This window comes from Frankiales bacterium, assembly GCA_016125335.1.
Taxonomy (GTDB): Bacteria; Actinomycetota; Actinomycetes; order S36-B12; family CAIYMF01; genus Longivirga.
Window position 1 is genome coordinate 99,319 of record WGLY01000025.1, and the last position, 18,904, is coordinate 118,222.

The window sequence follows — 18,904 nt, forward strand, 5'->3', positions numbered from 1 at the left end:
CGGCGACGACCGCTCAGCCGCCGGAGACGGAGAGCTCAGCGGCGCTGATGTCGGCGAGGAACCCGTCGAGGTCGTCGGGGTCGTCGAGCCAGCCGTCCGGCAGGGCCACCCGCTTGCCGGGCTGCGTGCGCCCGCGCGGGCCCTCGGACACCTCGCCGGGCCAGGGCTGGTCGAGGTCGAGCTCGGCGAGGTACCCGTCGATCTCCTCGAGGCTGCTCGCCATGGCCAGGCCCTGGCGCAGCTCGCGGCGGACGGCGAACCCCTTGAGGTACCAGGCGATGTGCTTGCGGAAGTCGCGCGGGCCGCGCTCGGGCCCGAGCACCTCCGCGAGCAGCGCCGCGTGATGGTGCATCACCTCGGCCACGGTGCGCAGCCCGGGGTCGGCGGGGACAGGGAGGCCGGAGAAGTCCGCGGCGAGCTGGCCGAACAGCCACGGCCGGCCCAGGCACCCGCGGCCGACGACGACGCCGTCCGCGCCGGTCTGCTCCACCATGCGGCGCGCGTCGCGGTGGGTCCAGATGTCGCCGTTGCCGAGCACCGGCACCCCGTAGGGCGCGAGCTCCTCGACCAGCCGCGCGATCGCCGTCCAGTCCGCCGTGCCGCCGTAGAGCTGGCTCGCGGTCCGGCCGTGCAGCGCCACCCAGGCGGCCCCCTCCTCGGCGGCGGCGCGACCGGCCTCGAGGTAGGTGAGGTGCTCGGGGTCGACGCCGGTGCGCATCTTGACGGTGACCGGCACCGGTTCGCGACCCACGGCCCGCGCCGTGTCGTCCGCGGTGCGGACCGCCTCGCGCACGATCGCCCGGAACAGCCCGCGCTTCCACGGCAGGGCGCTGCCGCCGCCCTTGCGGGTGACCTTGGCGACCGGGCAGCCGAAGTTCAGGTCGACGTGGTCCGCACGGTCCTCGGCCACGAGCAGGCGCACCGCCGCCCCCACGGTGGCCGGGTCGACCCCGTAGAGCTGGACGCTGCGCGGCGACTCGTCGGGGTCGGTGGCGATCATCGCCATGGTCTCGTCGTTGCGCTCGACCAGGGCGCGCGAGGTGATCATCTCGGTGACGTAGATGCCAGTGGCCGATCCGGAGGTGGCGCTGCGCGCCTGCTCGCGGGCCAGCCGGCGGAAGGCGCGGTTGGTGATGCCGGCCATCGGGGCGAGCACCACCGGGACGCCGCCGCGCCGGAGCAGCTCGTGGCCGGGAGAGGTCATGGGCCCATTGTCGTGCATCGACGCAGGCACCTGGCGACGGCGACCGGACGGCCGTCCCCGCGCGAGACCCGCGCCCCGTGGCTAGGGTCCCCCCGTGTCGGACTGGTACCAGGACAACGTCGTCGCGTCCGGCCGCTCGCCGGCGCTGTGGATGCTGCTCGGGTTCCTGGTGACCTACACGGTCACCCGGTGGGTCACGCTGCGGATCCGCGCCCGGGCCGCAGGTCCGCAGCCGGAGCCGGCCGACGGAGAGGGCGGGGGCCTCATCGGCGACATCCACATCGGCGGGGTGCACGTGCACCACCAGGTGTGGGGGATCCTGCTGGTGCTCACCACCGGGCTGCTGTCGTTCCGGTACTCGCCACAGCCCCCGTGGCAGGAGGTCCTCGCGGCGCTGTTCGGCGTCGGCGCGGCCCTCGCCCTCGACGAGTTCGCCCTGTGGCTGCACCTCGAGGACGTGTACTGGACGCCGGAGGGCCGCAAGTCGATCGACGCGGTGATGATCGCCGTCGTCGTCGGCATCCTCCTGCTCGTGGGCTCCGCGCCCCTCGGCATCGACAGCTCGACGACCAACCTCGGCTGGGTGTCCGTCAGCGTCCTCGTGGTCGTCCACGTGGGCTACACCCTGATCTGCCTGCTCAAGGGCAAGCTCGTCACCGGCCTGGTGGGGCTGGCCATGACGATCCTGTCTCTGGTGGGGGCGATCCGGCTCGCGAAGCCCGACTCCTTCTGGGCCCGCCGCTTCTACAGCCCGGCCAAGATGGAGCGGGCGAGCGCGCGGTTCGCGGGCGAGGCCGCCCGGCGCGAGCGCTGGCGCGCCCGACTCGGGGCCGGGCCGCCCGGCTCGCAGACGGTGGGCTAGAGCCAGCCGCGGTCCTGGGCCACCCGGACCGCCTCGGCCCGGGTCCGCGTCCCGGTCTTGCTGATCGCCGCCGACAGGTAGTTGCGCACGGTGCCCTCGGACAGGTGCAACCCCCGCGCCAGGTCCGCCACCGTGCCGCCGTCGCTCGCCGCGACGAGCACCTCGCGCTCGCGCTCGGTCAGCGGGCTCTCGCCCATCGCCAGGCTCTCGGCGGCCAGCGCGGGGTCGACCACCCGCTCCCCCGCCGCCACGCGGCGGATGGCGTCGGCGAGCTGCGCGGCCGGGGCGTCCTTCACCAGGAACCCGCGCGCGCCCGCCTCCATCGCGCGGCGCAGGTAGCCGGGGCGCCCGAAGGTGGTGAGCACGAGCACCGCGCACTGCGGCGCGCCCTCGCGCAGCACCGCTGCCGTCTCGATCCCGTCGAGGCCCGGCATCTCGACGTCGAGCAGCGCGACGTCGGCGCGCGAGGCCAGCACGGCCTCGAGCACGGTGTCACCACGGCCCTGCTCGGAGACCACCTCGAGGTCCGGCTCGAGGGAGAGCAGCGCCGCGAGCGCACCGCGCACGAGGTGCTGGTCGTCGGCGAGGAGGACGCGGATCACGACGCCGCCCCCCGGTGGGCGGCGAGGCGGAAACCGCCCGTGGGCAGTGGCCCTGCCTCGATGACCGCACCCGCCGCCGCGGCCCGGCTGCGCAGGCCGGCGAGCCCGTGACCGTCGTGCGTCGGGCCGCCCCCGCGCCCGTCGTCGAGCACCTCGACCGAGGCCGGGCCGAGGCGGACGGTGCACGTGCCGGCGCCGCTGTGGCGCACGACGTTGGTGACCCCCTCGCGCACGACGTAGGCGAACAGCTCGCGCAGGTCGCCTGGCACGGCGTCGACCGCCGACGGGAGGTCGGGGTCGACCCCGGCCGCCTCCAGCGCGCTGCGCGCCGAGGCGAGCTCCGCGGCCAGCGACACCTCGCGGTAGTTGCCCACGGTGGCACGCACGTCGGCGAGCGCCACGCGCGCGAGCCGCTCGATGTCCTCGACCTCGCGCCTGGCCCGCTCCGGGTCGAGCCCGACGAGCTTGCCCGCCAGCTCGGACTTCACCGCGATCACGGTGAGGCTGTGGCCCAGGATGTCGTGCAGGTCCCGAGCGAACCGCTCGCGCTCGGCGAGGACGGCGTAGGCCGCGCGCTCCTCGTGCGCCTCCACGAGGGCGCGGTTGCGCTCGGCCATGCGTGCGACGCCGAACATCGCCATCCCGGCGGCGACGATGGAGAACGCGTAGCTGCCCCAGTCCGGCCACCCGGCCGCGCGGCTGACGAGCGCCTCGAGCGCCACGAGGGCCACCGTCGCGAGGATCGCCCAGCGCCACGGCAGCACGAGCTGCACGACGACCGCCACGAAGATGAACGTCGTCAGCCCCGACGGGCCGGCGAACGGCAGCACGGCGAGCGCCAGCGCCAGCAGCACCACGGCCAGTGCGCCCGCACGACGACGCCCAGCCGGGCTGCGGTCCCACGCGAGCACCACGAGCACGAGGTAGAGCACGGCGAACGCGACGAGCAGGCCGAGGCCCACCACGGTGCCGACGGGCGAGCCGGAGCGGTCCACGACGTCGCCGGCCGGCCCGAGCAGCACGACGAGCCACACCCCGGCGAAGGGGACGGCGTAGCGCCACCGGCGCGCCCGCCACTCGCGTTCCGCGTCGGCCAGGGCGTCCGGCGGCGCGGTCACGACGTCGTCGGGCACCGCGCGCACCTCCTCCGGACCTCGGGCCACCGGGACGGTCATCGTCCCGTGTCGCGACGGTAGGCCCAGCGGGCCAGCCGGGCGAGCACCGCCGTCCACACCGCGATGACCAGCCAGGCCTTGAGCGGCCACGAGTCGCCGGTGAATGCCGAGTGCGCCGCCTGGGTGAGCCAGTACGACGGCAGCAGCTCCACCAGGTCGTGCAGGACGCCGGAGTCCCCCGCGATCGGCCCCCAGGAGCCGCCCAGGAGCGCGAACAGCGCCGTGATGCCGCCCAGCGCCGGGCCCATCGCGTCGGTCGAGACGAGGTGGCCGAGCAGGATGCCGAGCACCGCGAAGGGGATCAGGCCCACCAGGATGAGCAGCGTCATCCGGACCCAGCCGTCCCACGGCATGCGCACGCCGAGCGCGAGGCCCGCGGCGTACAGCACCGCCATGGTGATCGCCGCGGTCGCGTAACCGCTGAGGACCTTGGCGGAGAAGTACGTGCGCACCGGCAGCGGGGTGACGCGCAGCTGGCGGATCCACCCCACGGAGCGCTCGAGCGCGATGCGCGCCCCGCCGGCCATCACCGCCGACATCGCGCCCCAGGAGACCATGCCGACCATGAAGTAGAGGGCGAACGAGATGCCGCTGCCCGCGAAGTCGGTGACGTCGCGGTTCGCCCCCGCCGTCACCAGGAACAGGATGAGCGGGAAGGCGAGCGAGAAGACGAGGAACCGCCGGTTGCGCAGCATGCGCACCAGCTCGTAGCGCACGTACGTCGTCGAGCTCATGCCGCGCCCCCCACCTTCTCGTCGATTCCGGTCAGCAGCCGGAACGCCTGGTCGAGCCCGGCGCCCGAGATCTCGATGTCGCGTGCCTGCGGGTAGGCCGGCAGCAGCGCCCGGACGGCGTCGTCGGAGCTCGTGCACGTGAGCGTCACGGCCTCGCCCTGGCGCAGCACCGACTGCACGCCGGGCAGCGCCGCGAGGTGCTCCTCGGGGACGCCCGGCAGCGTGGCCCGCAGCGTGCGCAGGCCGACCACCGCCTTGATCTCCGTCGCCGGCCCGTCGGCGACGACGCGCCCCGCCGCCATCAGCACGATGCGGTCGGCGAAGGCGTCGGCCTCCTCGAGGTAGTGCGTCGCGAACAGCACGGTGCGGCCGGCGCCGGCGTACTCCCGCATCGCCGACCAGAACTCGTGCCGTCCCTCGACGTCGAGCGCCACCGTGGGCTCGTCGAGCACGAGCAGGTCCGGGTCGCTCACGAGCGCGATCGCGAAGCGCACCCGCTGGGTCTGGCCGCCGGACAGCTTCGACGCCTGGCGGTCGGCCACCGCCGCGGTGCCGGTGCGGCGCAGCACGTCGTCGACGTCGAGGGGGCTCGGGTAGAGCGAGGCCATCATCGTGACCAGCTCGCGCACGGTGAGGTTCTGCACGAGCCCCCCGGTCTGGAGCATCGCGCCGACCTGGCCGCGGGCGACCGCGTCGCGCGCGGACGAGCCGAACACCTCGACGCGTCCCTCGTCGGCGTCGACGAGCCCGAGCATCATGTCGATGCTCGTGGACTTGCCGGCGCCGTTCGGGCCGAGCAGCGCGACGACTTCGCCGCGACGGATGGACAGGTCGACGCCGGCCACCGCGTGGGTGTCGCCGTAGCGCTTGTGCACGCCGGCCAGTCGTACGGCGTCGCCGGGCACCGGGCCCGCGCCGGGCACCGGCCGGGCCTCTGCTGGAGTCATGCCGCCAGCCTGCCGCGGCGTGCCCGGCGGCCCCCAGTGCCAGGCATCCGGACCTCGGCGTGACAGGTGTCATGCCGGGCCGCCGCGGCGCCGGCCGGCCGCTCGGCGCGGGCGGCGGGTCAGCAGCCGGGCAGCCGCTGGGCCAGCCAGCCGGGCAGCGCGTCGAGGCCGACCCGCTCCTGCGCCATCGTGTCGCGGTCCCGCACGGTCACGGCCTGGTCCTCGAGGGTGTCGAAGTCGACCGTGACGCAGTAGGGCGTGCCCACCTCGTCCTGGCGGCGGTACCTGCGGCCGATGGCACCGGCGTCGTCGAACTCCACGCTCCACGTGCGGCGCAGCTCGGCGGCGAGGTCCTTGGCCTTCGGCGTGAGGTCCGCGTTGCGCGAGAGCGGCAGCACGGCCACCTTGGTGGGGGCCAGCCGCTTGTCGAAGCGCATCACCGTGCGCTTGTCGACACCGCCCTTGGCGTTGGGCGCCTCGTCCTCGTCGTAGGCCTCGAGCAGGAACGCGAGCACCGCCCGGGTGAGGCCCGCTGCGGGCTCGATGACGTAGGGGAACCAGCGCTCGCCCGCCTCCTGGTCGAAGTACGACAGGTCGACGCCGGAGTGCTCGCTGTGGGTCTTGAGGTCGAAGTCGGTGCGGTTGGCGATGCCCTCGAGCTCGGCGAACTCCGAGCCGCCGAAGCGGAAGCGGTACTCGATGTCGACGGTGCGCTTCGAGTAGTGCGACAGCTTCTCCTTCGGGTGCTCGTAGAAGCGGAGGTTGTCCGTGGACAGGCCGAGGTCGACGTACCAGTTCCAGCGTTCCTGGAGCCAGTACTCGTGCCACTCCTCGTCGGTGCCGGGCTTGACGAAGAACTCCATCTCCATCTGCTCGAACTCGCGGGTGCGGAAGATGAAGTTGCCCGGCGTGATCTCGTTGCGGAACGACTTGCCCACCTGGCCGATGCCGAACGGGGGCTTCTTGCGCGCCGTGCCCGCGACGTTGGCGAAGTTGATGAAGATGCCCTGCGCCGTCTCCGGCCGCAGGTAGTGGATGGACGCCTCGTCCTGCACCGGGCCGAGGCTGGTCGAGAGCAGGCCGTTGAAGTTGCGCGGCTCGGTGAACTGGCCCTTGGTGCCGCAGTGCGGGCAGTTGATGCCGGCCAGGCCGCCCTCGGGCGCCCTGCCGTGCTTCTCCTCGTAGGCCTCGATGAGGTGGTCCTCGCGGAACCGGCGGTGGCACGACAGGCACTCGGTGAGCGGGTCCACGAACGCGTCGAGGTGGCCGGAGGCCTTCCACACCTGGGGCGAGAGGATCACGGCGGAGTCGAGGCCGACGACGTCCTCGCGGCCCTGCACCATCGCGCGCCACCACTGCCGGCGCACGTTCTCCTTCAGCTCGACGCCGAGCGGGCCGTAGTCCCAGGCGGACCGCGTGCCGCCGTAGATCTCGCTGCACGGGTACACGAACCCGCGGCGCTTGGAGAGGTTGACGACGGCGTCGACGCGATCGAGTGCCATGGGGGCTCCGTCCGGCTGGTGTGTCGGCGAGTGGGACGTGCGCGCCCGCGGGCGCGGAGGCTCAGGCTACGCGAACGTGTCGTAGTGCCACTGCAGGGATCTGCGCTCGAGCGGTCGCACGAGTGCGACGACCTCGTCGTAGCGGGTCCGCAGGTCGGTCTCCGCCTCCTGCGGGCACACCGGGACGGCGAGCACGAGGCTGCTCGCCCCGGCGGTGCGCAGGGCCGCCGCGACCGCCCGCGCCGCCGTGCCGCTCTCCACGCCGTCGTCGACGACGACCACGCGACGGCCGGCCACGTCCAGCGGCAGCTCGACCCGGACGCCCGCGTCCGAGCGCGTGGTGACCAGCGGCACCACCGCGATGCCGAGCGCCTGCGCGACGGCGCGCCCGGTGACCAGGCCGCCGTCGCCGGCGCTCACGACGACCGCGTCCGGTGTCAGCGCCGCGGCGACGAGCGGTGCCAGGCGCCGGCCGCCGTCGGCGAGGTCGACGAACCTCATGCCGGGGGCACGCCTCCGTAGACCGGGACGTGGGCCGCGGCCGCGTGGCCGAGCCCCACCGTGCCGGCGTCGGCCGCCCGGGCGGAGGACGCCTCGACGACGTGGTCCGGCGTGCGCGCCACGAGCACCTCGTAGGCGGTCGGCTCGTCTGTGGCGGTCTGAAGGAACGGCGAGCGCAGCTTCACGTCGTAGGCGGACAGGGCCCGGCGGTAAGAGCCGACGTCGTCCCACTCGTGAGCCACGACGAGGACGTCGGGGTCGTCCACGGCGCGGCCGACCCAGCCCCGCACGTACCCCGGGCGCGCGGCGAGCACCGCCAGCAGGTCGCGGGCCGCCTCGAGCGCCGCAGGGGCGCCCTCGAAGCCGGGCAGCGGCAGCCGGTGGCGGGTCAGCGCGAGCACTCCCCCACCGTACGGTCCCGCGGGGATGCGACGATGGGCGACGGCCGGTGCCCGCCCTGTGCGGCCCGGCCCGGCCCACCCGACCGACCGACCCACCCGAGGACCGCCGTGCCCCAGAGCAAGCGCCACCCGGCCCGCCGACCCGCGAAGCGCCCGGCACGCACGGTCCACCGCAACCCCGCCGCCCCTGCCACCCCGGTGCCCGCCGGCAGCCCGTGGCGGCGAGCCCTGGAGCGCTGGAGTGCCGGCCCGCTGGTGGTGCTGCACCGGATGCCCACCTGGCTGGTCCCCGCGCTGCTCGCGGTCTTCCTCGTGGCCGGCCTCGCCCTCCCGTTCCCGGCGGCCGGCATCCTCCTGCTCGTCCCGGCCGTGTTCCTCACCTGGCTGCTGCTGCTGTCGTGGCCGGCGGTCTCGCCGTCCGGGCGGCTGCTGCGCCTCATCGCGGTGCTGGCGGTGTTCGGCGCGGCCGTGGCTCGGCTCGCCGGCGCCTTCTGACGCCGCCCGGCGGGGCTTCACGCAATTGACAATCATTCTCGTTAAGCGCAGACTCCCGCCATGGCTCTCGTGCTGGCGCTCTTCACGGTCGTCTCGACGACCATCGGCGGTCTGGTCGCCCTGCGGGCCCGCGACCGCATGCACCTCGTGCTCGGCGCGTCCGCCGGCGTGCTGCTCGGCCTGGTCGCCTTCGACCTGCTGCCGGAGATCTTCGACCTCGGCGCCGGGGGCACGGCGGGCGGCGTCCGGGTGCCCTGGGCGATGGTCGCGCTCGTCGTCGGGTTCCTCCTGCTGCACATCATCGAGCGGGCGGCCGGCGTGCACGAGCCGGTCGACAGCGACTACGGCGAGCACCGCCACTCCCTCGGCGGCACGCTGGGCGCCGCCGGGCTCATCACCCACTCGTTCCTCGACGGCCTCGGGATCGGGCTGGCCTTCCAGGTGAGCACCGCGGTCGGGTGGAGCGTGGCGATCGCCGTGCTGGCGCACGACTTCGCCGACGGCCTCAACACCGTCACGCTCATGCGCCGCGCGGGGCACGACCGCGGACGGGCCCGGATCGCGCTGGCGCTCGACGCCCTGGCCCCCGTCGCCGGCGTGCTCGTGGCCACGCTGCTGGCCCCGTCCGACGCGTTCCTGGCGATCTACCTCGGCGGGTTCACCGGCCTGCTCATCTACCTCGCCACCGCGGACATCCTCCCGGAGGCGCACGCGCACCACCCCTCGCGCCTCACGCTGCTGATGACCGTCCTGGGCGTCGGCTTCATGTACGTCGTCACCTCGTTCGCCTGAGGAGGTCACCGTGCCCGCGAGCCCCCCTCCCCCCAGCCCGCGCCGCAGCACCCGCCAGCAGGCGGCGGTGCGGCGTGTGGTCGACGACGCCGAGGCCTTCCGCTCCGCGCAGGAGATCCATCACGAGCTGGTGGACCGCGGGGAGGCCGTGGGCCTGAGCACGGTCTACCGCTGCCTCGCGACCCTCGCCGCCTCCGGCGAGATCGACACGCTGCTGCGCGACGACGGCGAGACGGTCTACCGGCGCTGCAGCGCCGGCCGGCACCACCACCACCTCGTCTGCCGGCTGTGCGGCGCCACGGTGGAGGTCGACGGCCCCGCCGTGGAGCGCTGGGCCGACCGCACCGCCGAGCAGCACGGGTACGACGAGGTCAGCCACACGCTGGAGATCTTCGGGCGCTGCGCCGAGTGCCGCGCAGCCGGCCGGGCCTGACGGCCCCGGTCACCCCGGCGGCAGCGGGTTGGGCTCGGCGCCGCCGTACCGGCGGTCGCGGGAGGCGTACTGCTCGCAGGCCCACCACAGGTGCCGTCGGTCGAAGTCCGGCCACAGCGTGGGCACGAAGACGAGCTCGGCGTAGGCCGACTGCCAGAGCAGGAAGTTGCTGGTGCGCTGCTCGCCCGACGAGCGCACGAACAGGTCGACGTCGGGCATGTCCGGCTCGTCGAGGTGCCGCGACACGGTGCGCTCGTCCACCTTCGACGGGTCGAGCCGCCCGGCCGCGGCCTCCGCGGCGATCGCCCGGGCGGCGTCGGCGATCTCGGCCCGCCCGCCGTAGTTGACGCACATCGTGAGCGTGAGCGTGGTGTTGGCCGCCGTGAGCCGCTCGGCCTCCTCGAGCTCGTCGACGACCGACTTCCACAGCCGCGGCCGGCGGCCGGCCCAGCGCACGCGGACGCCGAGCTCGTGCATCTCGTCGCGCCGGCGACGGATGACGTCGCGGTTGAAGCCCATGAGGAAGCGCACCTCGTCCGGCGAGCGCTTCCAGTTCTCGGTCGAGAAGGCGTAGGCCGAGATCCACCCGATCCCCAGCTCGATGGCCCCGTGCACGCAGTCGAGCAGGCTCGCCTCGCCGGCCTCGTGGCCCGCGGTCCTGGGCAGGCCGCGGTCCTTGGCCCAGCGGCCGTTGCCGTCCATCACCACCGCCACGTGGCGCGGCACGAGCTCCGGCGCGATCTGCGGCGCCCGGGCCCCGCTGGGGTGCGGGGTGGGCGGGCGCAGCGGGGGTCGACCCTGCGCGCGCGGGCGCGAGCCCCTCATCCGTCCGGCCACGGGCCCCATCGTGGCACCCCCGTCGCCGCGCCCGGTCGCGCGGCGCGCGGCGTCGGCGGGCGGCTCAGCCGCGCTCGACCAGCGGCAGGCTGCGCAGCCCGCGCTCGAGCTGCCACGACAGGTAGGCGGCGACCAGGCCGGACGCCTCGCGCCGGGCGCGGTCGTCGCTGGCGTCCGCGTCGTCCCAGTCGCCGGAGAGCAGCGACCCGAGCAGCCGGAACGTCTCGGGCGCGGGGGCGGCCGATCCCGGCACCCGGTGCTCCGCGCACAGTGCCCCGCCGGCCGGCACCGAGAAGGCCCGGTGCGGGCCGGGCAGCCCGCAGCGGGCGCAGGCGTCGAAGCTGGGCGCCCAGCCGGCGACCGACAGCGAGCGCACGAGGTAGGCGTCGAGCACGAGGCCGGCGTCGTGCTCGGCGGCCACGAGCGCGCGCAGGCCCCCCACCAGCAGGAGGTACTGCTGCACCGCGGGCTCGCCCTCCTCCGGCGTGAGCCGCTCGGCGGTCTCGAGCATGGCCTGGCCCGCGGTGTAGCGGGCGTAGTCGTGCACGAGCCGGGCGCCGTAGGACGCCAGGGTCTCCACCTGGGTGACGCCGTCGAGCGTGCGACCGGTGTAGAGCTGCACGTCGACGTGGCCGAACGGCTCGAGCCGGGCCCCGATGCGCGAGGTGGTGCGCCGCACGCCCTTGGCGACCGCCCGGATCCGGCCGTGGTCGCGGGTGAGCAGGGTGACGATGCGGTCGGCCTCGCCCAGCTTCTGGGCGCGCAGCACCACGCCCTCGTCCCGGTAGAGGCTCACGCTGCATTGTGCCCCGCCGGGGTGACGACGCGGACGTGGCGCGCGGGACCGGCCCGTCCCGGCGGGTAGCCTCCGCAGCATGGACGCCGAGAAGCCGGAGGAGAGCTCCTCGCTGTCCTTCCTCGTCACCGACGAGGAGGAGCGGGCGCTGCGCGCCGAGCCGCACGTCACCACGATCCGGTTCGAGACGCGGTCCTTCCGCCGCGCGGTGGTGGCGGTCCTGCTGCTGCTCCTGGCCTTCATGGCGGTGCTCTGGATCTACACCACGCTCGCGTCGTTCCTGTTCCTGCTGCTCCTGGCGTGGCTGCTCTCGATCGCGATGGAGCCGGCGGTGGCCTGGTTCGCCAACCGGGGCATCCGCCGCGGCCTGGCCACCGGCATCGTCGGCCTGATCGTCATCGTCGCCTCGATCGCGTTCATGGCCGTGTTCGGCAGCCTGTTCTTCTCCCAGATCTCCGAGCTGATCAAGGGCCTGCCCGGCTACGTCGAGCAGACGGTCACCTGGCTGAACTCGACGTTCCACCTCCACCTCGACAGCACCACCATCCTCGACCAGCTGCAGATCACGCCCGCGAAGGTCGCCGAGTGGGCCAGCAGCGTGGCGGGCGGGGTGTTCGGGTTCGTCGGGGCCGCCTTCGGGGTGGTCTTCGACTTCATCACGGTGCTGGTCTTCGCGTTCTACTTCTCCGCCGACGGGCCGCGCCTGCGCCGGGCGATCGGGTCGTGGCTGCCCGAGCGGTCCCAGCGCGTCTTCATCACGGTGTGGGACATCGCGGTCACGAAGACCGGCGGCTTCGTGGTGTCCAAGGTCGTCCTCGCGGCGATCTCGGCGTTCTTCCACTGCGGCTTCTTCTACCTGATCCAGGTGCCCTACTGGCTGCCGATGGGCATCTTCGCCGGCATCGTGAGCCAGTTCATCCCCACGATCGGCACCTACATCGGCGTGGCCATCCCCGCGCTGTTCGCGGCCTTCGCCGAGCCGCTCGACGTCGTGTGGATCATCGCCTTCGCCACCGCCTACCAGCAGGTGGAGAACTACGTGTTCACCCCGCGCGTGAGCCGGGCGACGATGGACATCCACCCCGCCATCGCGCTCGGCTCGGTGTTCGTGGGCTTCGCGTTCTTCGGGCCGATCGGCGCGATCATCGGCATCCCGCTGGCAGCTGCCGTGATGGCGGTGATCGAGACGTACGGCCAGCGCCACGAGCTCGTGCCGGAGCTGCGGGCGCGCACCCGGGGCGAGCGACCGCCCCGGCCCGGCGACGCGCTCAGCGGCGATCCCGGCACGGTCGTCCCGGCCGGCAAGCCCCTCTCCCCCGAGGGTGCGGCGGTGGCGCCCGGGGACACTCCCACCGCGAGCGAGGCGGCGCGCGAGGAGGAGGCGCAGGAGCCGCAGGGCTCCGGCGACCGGGCGCAGCCCGTGGAGGTCGCACCGGCGGACCGGGCCGAGGGGACCGCCCCGCCCTCCGGGGACTGAGCCGTGACCGACGTCGAGGCCCTCCTGCGCCGGGTCGACGGCTACCTCGACGCCGCACCCCGCGCTGCGGCGCGACCGGTCGACGCGGGGCCGCTGCGCGCGTTCGTGTCCACCGCGCCGTGGCCCTACTACGTGCGGCCCCGGCCGGACCTCGACCTGCGCGCGCCGGGCTCCGTGACGGCCGCCGACGTCCGCGCCGCCGCGCAGGTGCTGCGCGAGGCGGGCCAGGCGGTGGCGTTCGAGTGGGTCGAGGAGCTCGCCCCCGGGCTCGGGGCGGTGCTGCTCGCCGAGGGCCACGAGGTGCGCCGGTTCCCGCTCCTGGTGCAGCCGCTGCCGGCCGCCGGCCGCGCGGCCGCAGGGACGGCGGCGCGCCTGCTCGACCCGGACGACGAGCAGCTCCCGGCCGCGCTGGCGGTCCAGTCCCTCGGCTTCGGGGCGCCCGGAACGGCGACCGGCCCGGCGGGGTCGGCGGAGCGCGACGCGCACGTGCCGGAGCCCGGGCTGCTCGAGCACGTGCGGTCGACCCTGGCGGCCGGCAGGTCCGTCGCCGCGGTGGCCGAGCTCCCCGGCGACGGCGTCGTCGCCACCGGCTGGCACACGCCGGTGGGCCCCACCACCGAGGTGGTCGGCGTCGCGACCCTGCCCGCGTTCCGGCGGCGCGGCGCGGCCGCCGCCGTGCTCGAGGTCCTGGTGGCCGACGCCGAGCGCCGTGGCTGCACCCTCGCCCTGCTCTCCGCCGGCGACGACGACGTCGCCCGCCTCTACGAGTCCGCCGGGTTCCGCCGGATCGGCCACGTCGGGGCGGCCGAGCCCCGGGGGCCCGAGCCGGACCGGGCCTAGAAGCCGAGCCGGCGCAGCTGACGGGGGTCCTGCTGCCAGTCCTTGGCCACCTTGACCCGCAGGTCGAGGTGCACCCGTGTGCCGAGCAGCGCCTCGATGTGCCGGCGTGAGGTCGTGCCCACCTCGCGGAGCCGGGATCCCTTGTGCCCGATGACGATCGCCTTCTGGCTGTCGCGCTCGACGTAGAGCGAGGCGTGCACGTCGAGGAGCGGGTCGTCGGCGGGCCGCCCCTCGCGCGGGATCATCTCGTCGACGACGACGGCGATCGAGTGCGGCAGCTCGTCGCGCACCCCCTCGAGGGCGGCCTCGCGGATCAGCTCGGCGCACATCACGAGCTCCGGCTCGTCGGTGAGCTCGCCGTCGGGGTACAGCGCCGGCCCCTCGGGCAGCAGCCCGACCAGCAGGTCCGCGAGCAGGCCCACCTGGTCGCCCGACACGGCCGACACCGGCACGACCTCCGCCCAGTCGATCCCGGTGGACTCGCCGAGCCGGGCCACCTCGAGCAGGCGGTCGGCGACCGTGACGCGGTCCACGGCGTCGGTCTTGGTCACCACGGCCACCTTGGGGGTGCGCCGCGCCGCGGCGAGCTCCTGCGCGATGAAGCGGTCGCCCGGCCCCACGGGCGCGTCGGCGGGGATGCAGAACCCGATGACGTCGACCTCCGCCCACGTCTCGCGCACGAGCGCGTTGAGCCGCTCCCCCAGCAGCGTGCGGGGCTTGTGCAGCCCCGGGGTGTCCACGAGCACGAGCTGCGCGTCGTCGCGGTGCACGATGCCGCGCACCGTGTGCCGGGTGGTCTGCGGTCGGCTCGACGTGATCGCGACCTTCTCCCCCACCAAGGCGTTGGTGAGCGTGGACTTGCCCGCGTTGGGCCGTCCCACGAGGCAGGCGAATCCGGAGCGGTGGGTCACAGCGGCAATCCTCCCGCGGTGAGGTCGTCCTCGACGAACCGCGCCCGCGGCCCGCGCGAGGCCACGACGCCCTGGAGCGCCAGACCGGCCAGCACGCACGCGGCGCCCACCCAGCCGGCCGGCGCCAGGGTCTCGTCGAGGACGAGCACGCCGAGCAGGGTGGCGACCACCGGCTCGGCCAGCACGAGGGTGGTGACCGGTCCCGCGGGCAGGTGGTGCAGGCCGCGGCCGAAGAGCACGTAGGCCAGCGTGGTGGTGCCCAGACCGAGCCAGAGCGCCATGGCCAGGCCCGACGGTGTGCTGACCCAGGCGATCGGCTGGGTGACCAGCACCACGAGCAGGAGCGCGCCGCCGAGGCCGAAGCTCGCCGCCATCACCTCGTCGCTGCGGTGGCCCTCGTTCATCAGCCGCTTGGCCGCCACGGTGTAGACGGCGTAGCCGAAGCCGGAGGCCAGCGCCAGCAGCAGGCCGACGGGGTCGACCGAGGGGCTCGACGCCCCGCTGGCCACCAGCAGCGCCAGCCCCACCACGCACACCGTGGTGGCCAGCGCCCACGACGCCTGGGGCCGCTCGCGCAGCATCAGCCACGAGAGCAGGCCGGTGAACACCGGGCCGCTGCCGATGGTGACGAGCGTGCCGAGCGCGACCCCCGCCCGCGAGACGCCGCCGAAGAAGCACACCTGATAGAGCGCCGTGGTCACGCCCGCGAGCACGCCCCATCGGGTGCGCCACAGTGCCAGCGCCGCGGACCTGCGGCCGCCGACCCACGGCAGCACGGCCAGCAGCCCCGCGCCGCCGATCACGATGCGCGCCGCACCCACGCCCAGCGGCGTGGTGCCGGAGGGGCCGAGCGCCTGGGTGGTGCCGGTGGTGCCGAACAGCACGGCCGCGCCGAGCACCATGAGCACGGCCTGGCCGCGCCCGCCCGCGCCGGATCGCGGGTCGCGCACCTCCGCCGTCCCGGCCGTGTCCGCCATTGGGCGGCTCAGGTGACCAGCGAGCCGGAGACGACCCCGTCGACGCCGACCACCACGACGGGCACGCCGGCGCCCCCGAGGTCGCGCACGGCGGCGAGGTCGTCGGCGTCCACGTCGGCGTCGCGACGGACCACGACGGCCGCCTCGAGCCCGCGCGCGCCCGACGCCGCCGCCTGCGCCACGGCCAGGCGCAGCGCCGACAGGCCCAGGCTCGGGAGGTCGACGGTGGCGCCGGAGTAGGTGCGGCCGGTCTCGTCGCGCACCGCCGCCCCCTCGGCGGCGCCGACCCGGCCGCGCGCCCCGCGGGCGAGCGTGGCGAGCTTGGCGTCCTCGGGCCCGAGGTCCGACGCCGGGGTGCCGACCGCCGCGGTCATCGCCGGCCGTCCGTCGTGCCCGGGTGGGGCTCACGCATCGGTGGTGTCCTTCGCCTCGTGGTCCTCGTCGCGCCGGACGACCGGCTCCGCCAGAACCGTACCGATGCGGTTGCGCCGCCCGGCCGCGGACTCGGCGGTGAGGTCCCAGCCGTCGACCGTCGCCCGCGCCCCGGGGATCGGCACCCGGCCCAGCCGCTTGGCGATCAGGCCGCCCACGGTGTCGACGCCCTCGGCCTCGGCGTCGAGGTCGATGCCGATGAGGTCGGCGAAGTCCTCGACGTGCATCCGCGCGTGCACCCGGTAGCAGCCGTGCCCGAGCTCCTCGACCTCGGGCGCCTCGGTGTCGTACTCGTCGGCGATCTCCCCGACGATCTCCTCGACGACGTCCTCGATGGTCACGATGCCCGCGGTGCCGCCGTACTCGTCGACGACGACGGCGAGGTGGGTGCGCGCCGACTGCATGTCGTGCAGCAGGTCGTCCGCGCGCTTGGTGTCCGGCACCATGAACACCGGTCGCATGATGCTGGCGACGCGCTCGCTGGTCTCGGCGTCGTGGTGCTCGAAGGTGCGGCGGGCGAGGTCCTTGAGATACACGACGCCGACGACGTCGTCGAGGTTCTCGCCGATGACGGGGATGCGCGAGAACCCGCTGCGCAGCGCGAGCGAGAGTCCCTGCCTCAGCGTCTTGGTCGCCTCGATGAACACCATGTCGGTGCGCGGCACCATCAGCTCGCGGGCCAGGGTGTCCCCCAGCTCGAACACCGAGTGGATCATCTGGCGCTCGTCGTCCTCGATGACGTCGCTGGCCTCGGCGAGGTCGACGAGCTCGCGCAGCTCGGCCTGGCTCGCGAACGGGCCTTCGCGGTAGCCGCGGCCGGGGGTGAGCGCGTTGCCCACGAGGATCAGCAGCTGCGTCAGCGGCCCGAGCAGCGCCGCGAGCAGGCGGGCCGGCGCCGCGGCCCGGATCGCGATGCGGTCGGCGTGCTGCACGCCCAGCGTGCGGGGGGCGACCCCGAGGACGACGTAGCCGACGACCACCATCACGAGGGCCGCCGCCACGAGCTGCCACCAGATCGGTCCGCCGACGAGCACCAGGAACGAGCGGGTGACCAGCACGATCGCCGACACGAACAGCAGCATGTGCAGGAACAGGAGCACGTTGACGTACCGCGCGCGGTCGTCGAGGAGCACGAGCAGGCGCGCGGCACCGCGCTGTCCCTCGCGTGCGAGCTCGTCCACGCGGGCCCGCGACACGCGCGCGAACGCCGTCTCCGCCGCCACGAGGAAGCCCGCGATCACCACGAGCACCGCCGCGACGACGAGCGAGACGACGTCCGGGCTCATCGGGACCGGCCCTCGAAGGCGACCCACTCGGCGAGCAGCCGTGCCTGGAGCCCGAACATCTCGGCGTGCTCCTCCGGCTCGGCGTGGTCGTAGCCGAGCAGGTGCAGGATGCCGTGGGTGAGCAGCAGGGACATCTCCTCGTCGCGGGAATGACCGGCCGCGGCGGCCTGCCGCTCGGCCACGCTGGGGCACAGCACCACGTCGCCGAGCATGCCCGGCTCGGGCTCGTCGTCGTCGTCCGGCTGGCGCAGCTCGTCCATCGGGAACGAGAGCACGTCGGTGGGGCCGGGCTCGTCCATCCAGCGCACGTGCAGCTCGGTCATCGCGACCTCGTCGACGCACACCACCGAGAGCTCGGCCTGGGGGTGGATGCGCAGCCGGTCGAGCACGAACCTCGCCTGCGCGGCGAGCGCGTCGAGGTCGACGTCGGCGTCGGTCTCGTTGAGCACCTCGATCGTCATGACGGCGCTACCGGCGGGTGCGGCGCGAGCCTCGGCCGGGCAGCTGGGCGGCCGCGGCCGTCTCGGCGTCGAACTTCGCGTAGGCGTCGACGATCCGCCCCACGAGCTTGTGCCGCACGACGTCCTGGCTGTGCAGCCGGCAGAACGCGACGTCGTCGATGCCGTCGAGGATGCTCTCCACCACCTTGAGCCCGCTGGCCGTGCCGCTGGGCAGGTCGATCTGGGTCGTGTCGCCGGTGACCACCATGGTGGACCCGAAGCCGAGCCGGGTGAGGAACATCTTCATCTGCTCGGGCGAGGTGTTCTGCGCCTCGTCGAGGATGATGAACGCGTCGTTGAGCGTGCGGCCGCGCATGTAGGCCAGCGGCGCCACCTCGATGACCCCGCTGGTCATCAGCCGCGGGATGGAGTCCGGGTCGACCATGTCGTGCAGCGCGTCGTAGAGCGGGCGCAGATAGGGGTCGATCTTCTCCGACAGCGTGCCGGGCAGGAACCCGAGCCGCTCGCCCGCCTCGACGGCCGGTCGGGTCAGGATGATGCGGGTGACCCGCTTGCTCTGCAGCGCCTGGACCGCCTTCGCCACGGCGAGGTAGGTCTTGCCGGTGCCCGCGGGACCGATGCCGAACACCACCGTGTGCTCGTCGATCGCGTCGACGTAGCGCTTCTGGTTGAGGGTCTTGGGCCGGATCGTGCGCCCTCGGTTGGACAGGATGTTGGCCGTGAGGACGTCGGCGGGACGCACCCCCGAGTCGTCGCGCAGCATGGCCACGGAGCGCTCGACGGCCTCCGGGGTGAGCCCCTGGCCGGTGCGGACGACGGCGAGCATCTCGCCCACGACGCGGTCGAACAGCGCCACCTCGTCCACCGGGCCCGACACCGTGATCCGGTTGCCGCGCACGTGGACGTCGACGGAGGGGAAGGCGCGCTCGATCACCCGGAGGTTCTCGTCGCCGGAGCCGAGGACGCTCACCATGTCCAGGGACGCGGGGACGACGATCGTGGCCTGCGTGTCAGTCTCGGTGGTCATGGGTCGGCCCCGTTCGGGCCGCTGCTGCCCTTCGTCGCTCGGTCGCCGTCCGGGCGGACGGCCCGTCCATCGTACGGCGCGCGGCCGCCCCGGCCACCTACGTTCGCCCAGCGGCGAACGTCCGGCGGACGTCGGGGACCGGCGAAGGCGTCAGCCGAGCTGCGCGACGACCGTCGTCGCCTGGGCCTCCAGGGCGCTGCTCGACGGTGCGG

General features: G+C 74.4%; 21 protein-coding genes and 1 pseudogene. 6 read left to right on the forward strand and 16 right to left on the reverse strand.

What is annotated here, in order from left to right:
- Window positions 1-13: 13 nt before the first annotated feature.
- Window positions 14-1,222, reverse strand: a complete 1,209-nt coding sequence (gene dusB, locus GC157_13990) for a tRNA dihydrouridine synthase DusB (protein ID MBI1378574.1) — start codon at window positions 1,220-1,222, stop codon at window positions 14-16.
- 76 nt (window positions 1,223-1,298) lie between these two features.
- On the opposite strand from dusB, the gene GC157_13995 reads away from it, so the two are divergent.
- Window positions 1,299-2,066 (forward strand): hypothetical protein, encoded by a 768-nt coding sequence (locus GC157_13995; protein ID MBI1378575.1) that lies wholly within the window; start codon window positions 1,299-1,301, stop codon window positions 2,064-2,066.
- Here GC157_13995 and GC157_14000 read toward each other — a convergent pair.
- The 7 genes and pseudogenes from GC157_14000 to GC157_14030 form a co-directional block, all read right to left on the reverse strand.
- Window positions 2,063-2,668 (reverse strand): response regulator, encoded by a 606-nt coding sequence (locus GC157_14000; protein MBI1378576.1) that lies wholly within the window; start codon window positions 2,666-2,668, stop codon window positions 2,063-2,065. The two genes, GC157_13995 and GC157_14000, sit on opposite strands and share 4 nt — an antisense overlap.
- Window positions 2,665-3,843: a histidine kinase gene (locus GC157_14005; protein MBI1378577.1), complete on the reverse strand. Its 1,179-nt coding sequence runs from the start codon at window positions 3,841-3,843 to the stop codon at window positions 2,665-2,667. Before GC157_14005 ends, GC157_14000 begins: the two co-directional genes overlap by 4 nt.
- Window positions 3,840-4,577: an ABC transporter permease gene (locus GC157_14010; protein ID MBI1378578.1), complete on the reverse strand. Its 738-nt coding sequence runs from the start codon at window positions 4,575-4,577 to the stop codon at window positions 3,840-3,842. Before GC157_14010 ends, GC157_14005 begins: the two co-directional genes overlap by 4 nt.
- Complete coding sequence (locus GC157_14015) at window positions 4,574-5,524, reverse strand: ATP-binding cassette domain-containing protein (GenBank protein MBI1378579.1); 951 nt, start codon at window positions 5,522-5,524, stop codon at window positions 4,574-4,576. Before GC157_14015 ends, GC157_14010 begins: the two co-directional genes overlap by 4 nt.
- Before the next feature lie 119 nt (window positions 5,525-5,643).
- Entirely contained in the window at window positions 5,644-7,026 is a 1,383-nt protein-coding gene (locus GC157_14020) for a glycine--tRNA ligase (protein MBI1378580.1), read from the reverse strand.
- Window positions 7,027-7,092: 66 nt separating this feature from the next.
- Complete coding sequence (locus GC157_14025; protein MBI1378581.1) at window positions 7,093-7,527, reverse strand: hypothetical protein; 435 nt, start codon at window positions 7,525-7,527, stop codon at window positions 7,093-7,095.
- 122 nt (window positions 7,528-7,649) lie between these two features.
- A pseudogene (locus GC157_14030) lies at window positions 7,650-7,919 on the reverse strand (antibiotic biosynthesis monooxygenase).
- Window positions 7,920-8,036: 117 nt separating this feature from the next.
- On the opposite strand from GC157_14030, the gene GC157_14035 reads away from it, so the two are divergent.
- The 3 genes from GC157_14035 to GC157_14045 are packed head-to-tail and all read left to right on the forward strand — an operon-like array spanning window position 8,037 to window position 9,648.
- The gene (locus GC157_14035; GenBank protein MBI1378582.1) at window positions 8,037-8,423 is read left to right on the forward strand and encodes a hypothetical protein; all 387 of its coding nucleotides are present in this window, start codon (window positions 8,037-8,039) and stop codon (window positions 8,421-8,423) included.
- A gap of 60 nt (window positions 8,424-8,483) precedes the next feature.
- Window positions 8,484-9,215, forward strand: coding sequence for a hypothetical protein (locus GC157_14040; protein ID MBI1378583.1), 732 nt, complete (start codon window positions 8,484-8,486; stop codon window positions 9,213-9,215).
- Between the two features lie 10 nt (window positions 9,216-9,225).
- Window positions 9,226-9,648, forward strand: coding sequence for a transcriptional repressor (locus GC157_14045; GenBank protein MBI1378584.1), 423 nt, complete (start codon window positions 9,226-9,228; stop codon window positions 9,646-9,648).
- Window positions 9,649-9,657: 9 nt separating this feature from the next.
- Here the strand turns inward: GC157_14045 and GC157_14050 are convergent, their stop codons facing one another.
- Window positions 9,658-10,494, reverse strand: a complete 837-nt coding sequence (locus tag GC157_14050; GenBank protein ID MBI1378585.1) for an isoprenyl transferase — start codon at window positions 10,492-10,494, stop codon at window positions 9,658-9,660.
- A 55-nt stretch (window positions 10,495-10,549) separates the two neighbouring features.
- Window positions 10,550-11,281 (reverse strand): DNA repair protein RecO, encoded by a 732-nt coding sequence (recO, locus tag GC157_14055; protein ID MBI1378586.1) that lies wholly within the window; start codon window positions 11,279-11,281, stop codon window positions 10,550-10,552.
- Window positions 11,282-11,360: 79 nt separating this feature from the next.
- Between recO and GC157_14060 the strand changes: the two genes are divergently transcribed.
- Window positions 11,361-12,758 (forward strand): AI-2E family transporter, encoded by a 1,398-nt coding sequence (locus tag GC157_14060; protein MBI1378587.1) that lies wholly within the window; start codon window positions 11,361-11,363, stop codon window positions 12,756-12,758.
- 3 nt (window positions 12,759-12,761) lie between these two features.
- A complete protein-coding gene (locus tag GC157_14065) occupies window positions 12,762-13,598 on the forward strand; it encodes a GNAT family N-acetyltransferase (protein MBI1378588.1) in 837 nt (278 codons plus the stop codon).
- Here the strand turns inward: GC157_14065 and GC157_14070 are convergent.
- Genes GC157_14070 through GC157_14095 form a run of 6 tightly spaced genes read right to left on the reverse strand, consistent with a single transcriptional unit; the run spans window position 13,595 to window position 18,692 of the window.
- Window positions 13,595-14,518 carry a GTPase Era gene (locus GC157_14070; protein ID MBI1378589.1) on the reverse strand — a complete coding sequence of 308 codons (924 nt, stop codon included), beginning with the start codon at window positions 14,516-14,518 and terminating at the stop codon, window positions 13,595-13,597. The genes GC157_14065 and GC157_14070 overlap by 4 nt on opposite strands.
- The gene (locus GC157_14075) at window positions 14,506-15,486 is read right to left on the reverse strand and encodes an EamA family transporter (GenBank protein MBI1378590.1); all 981 of its coding nucleotides are present in this window, start codon (window positions 15,484-15,486) and stop codon (window positions 14,506-14,508) included. The genes GC157_14070 and GC157_14075 overlap by 13 nt, the downstream gene beginning before the upstream one ends.
- Window positions 15,487-15,494: 8 nt before the next feature.
- Window positions 15,495-15,860, reverse strand: coding sequence for a cytidine deaminase (locus tag GC157_14080; protein MBI1378591.1), 366 nt, complete (start codon window positions 15,858-15,860; stop codon window positions 15,495-15,497).
- Window positions 15,861-15,890: 30 nt separating this feature from the next.
- Window positions 15,891-17,204 (reverse strand): DUF21 domain-containing protein, encoded by a 1,314-nt coding sequence (locus tag GC157_14085; GenBank protein MBI1378592.1) that lies wholly within the window; start codon window positions 17,202-17,204, stop codon window positions 15,891-15,893.
- Window positions 17,201-17,665, reverse strand: a complete 465-nt coding sequence (ybeY, locus tag GC157_14090; GenBank protein ID MBI1378593.1) for an rRNA maturation RNase YbeY — start codon at window positions 17,663-17,665, stop codon at window positions 17,201-17,203. The genes GC157_14085 and ybeY overlap by 4 nt, the downstream gene beginning before the upstream one ends.
- 7 nt (window positions 17,666-17,672) lie before the next feature.
- On the reverse strand, window positions 17,673-18,692 hold the full coding sequence (locus GC157_14095; GenBank protein ID MBI1378594.1) for an AAA family ATPase: 1,020 nt from the start codon (window positions 18,690-18,692) through the stop codon (window positions 17,673-17,675).
- Window positions 18,693-18,904: the final 212 nt, after the last annotated feature.

What these genes read in the sequence shown, in the direction of transcription:
- GC157_14075 (MBI1378590.1), bottom strand. Translation starts at nt 15,486, where the DNA reads ATGGCGGACACGGCCGGGACGGCGGAGGTGCGCGACCCGCGATCCGGC.
- GC157_14095 (MBI1378594.1), bottom strand. Translation starts at nt 18,692, where the DNA reads ATGACCACCGAGACTGACACGCAGGCCACGATCGTCGTCCCCGCGTCC.
- GC157_14025 (MBI1378581.1), bottom strand. Translation starts at nt 7,527, where the DNA reads ATGAGGTTCGTCGACCTCGCCGACGGCGGCCGGCGCCTGGCACCGCTC.
- GC157_14010 (MBI1378578.1), bottom strand. Translation starts at nt 4,577, where the DNA reads ATGAGCTCGACGACGTACGTGCGCTACGAGCTGGTGCGCATGCTGCGC.
- GC157_14005 (MBI1378577.1), bottom strand. Translation starts at nt 3,843, where the DNA reads ATGACCGTCCCGGTGGCCCGAGGTCCGGAGGAGGTGCGCGCGGTGCCC.
- GC157_14015 (MBI1378579.1), bottom strand. Translation starts at nt 5,524, where the DNA reads ATGACTCCAGCAGAGGCCCGGCCGGTGCCCGGCGCGGGCCCGGTGCCC.
- GC157_14080 (MBI1378591.1), bottom strand. Translation starts at nt 15,860, where the DNA reads ATGACCGCGGCGGTCGGCACCCCGGCGTCGGACCTCGGGCCCGAGGAC.
- dusB (MBI1378574.1), bottom strand. Translation starts at nt 1,222, where the DNA reads ATGCACGACAATGGGCCCATGACCTCTCCCGGCCACGAGCTGCTCCGG.
- ybeY (MBI1378593.1), bottom strand. Translation starts at nt 17,665, where the DNA reads ATGACGATCGAGGTGCTCAACGAGACCGACGCCGACGTCGACCTCGAC.
- GC157_14020 (MBI1378580.1), bottom strand. Translation starts at nt 7,026, where the DNA reads ATGGCACTCGATCGCGTCGACGCCGTCGTCAACCTCTCCAAGCGCCGC.
- GC157_14050 (MBI1378585.1), bottom strand. Translation starts at nt 10,494, where the DNA reads ATGGGGCCCGTGGCCGGACGGATGAGGGGCTCGCGCCCGCGCGCGCAG.
- GC157_14040 (MBI1378583.1), top strand. Translation starts at nt 8,484, where the DNA reads ATGGCTCTCGTGCTGGCGCTCTTCACGGTCGTCTCGACGACCATCGGC.
- GC157_14085 (MBI1378592.1), bottom strand. Translation starts at nt 17,204, where the DNA reads ATGAGCCCGGACGTCGTCTCGCTCGTCGTCGCGGCGGTGCTCGTGGTG.
- GC157_14060 (MBI1378587.1), top strand. Translation starts at nt 11,361, where the DNA reads ATGGACGCCGAGAAGCCGGAGGAGAGCTCCTCGCTGTCCTTCCTCGTC.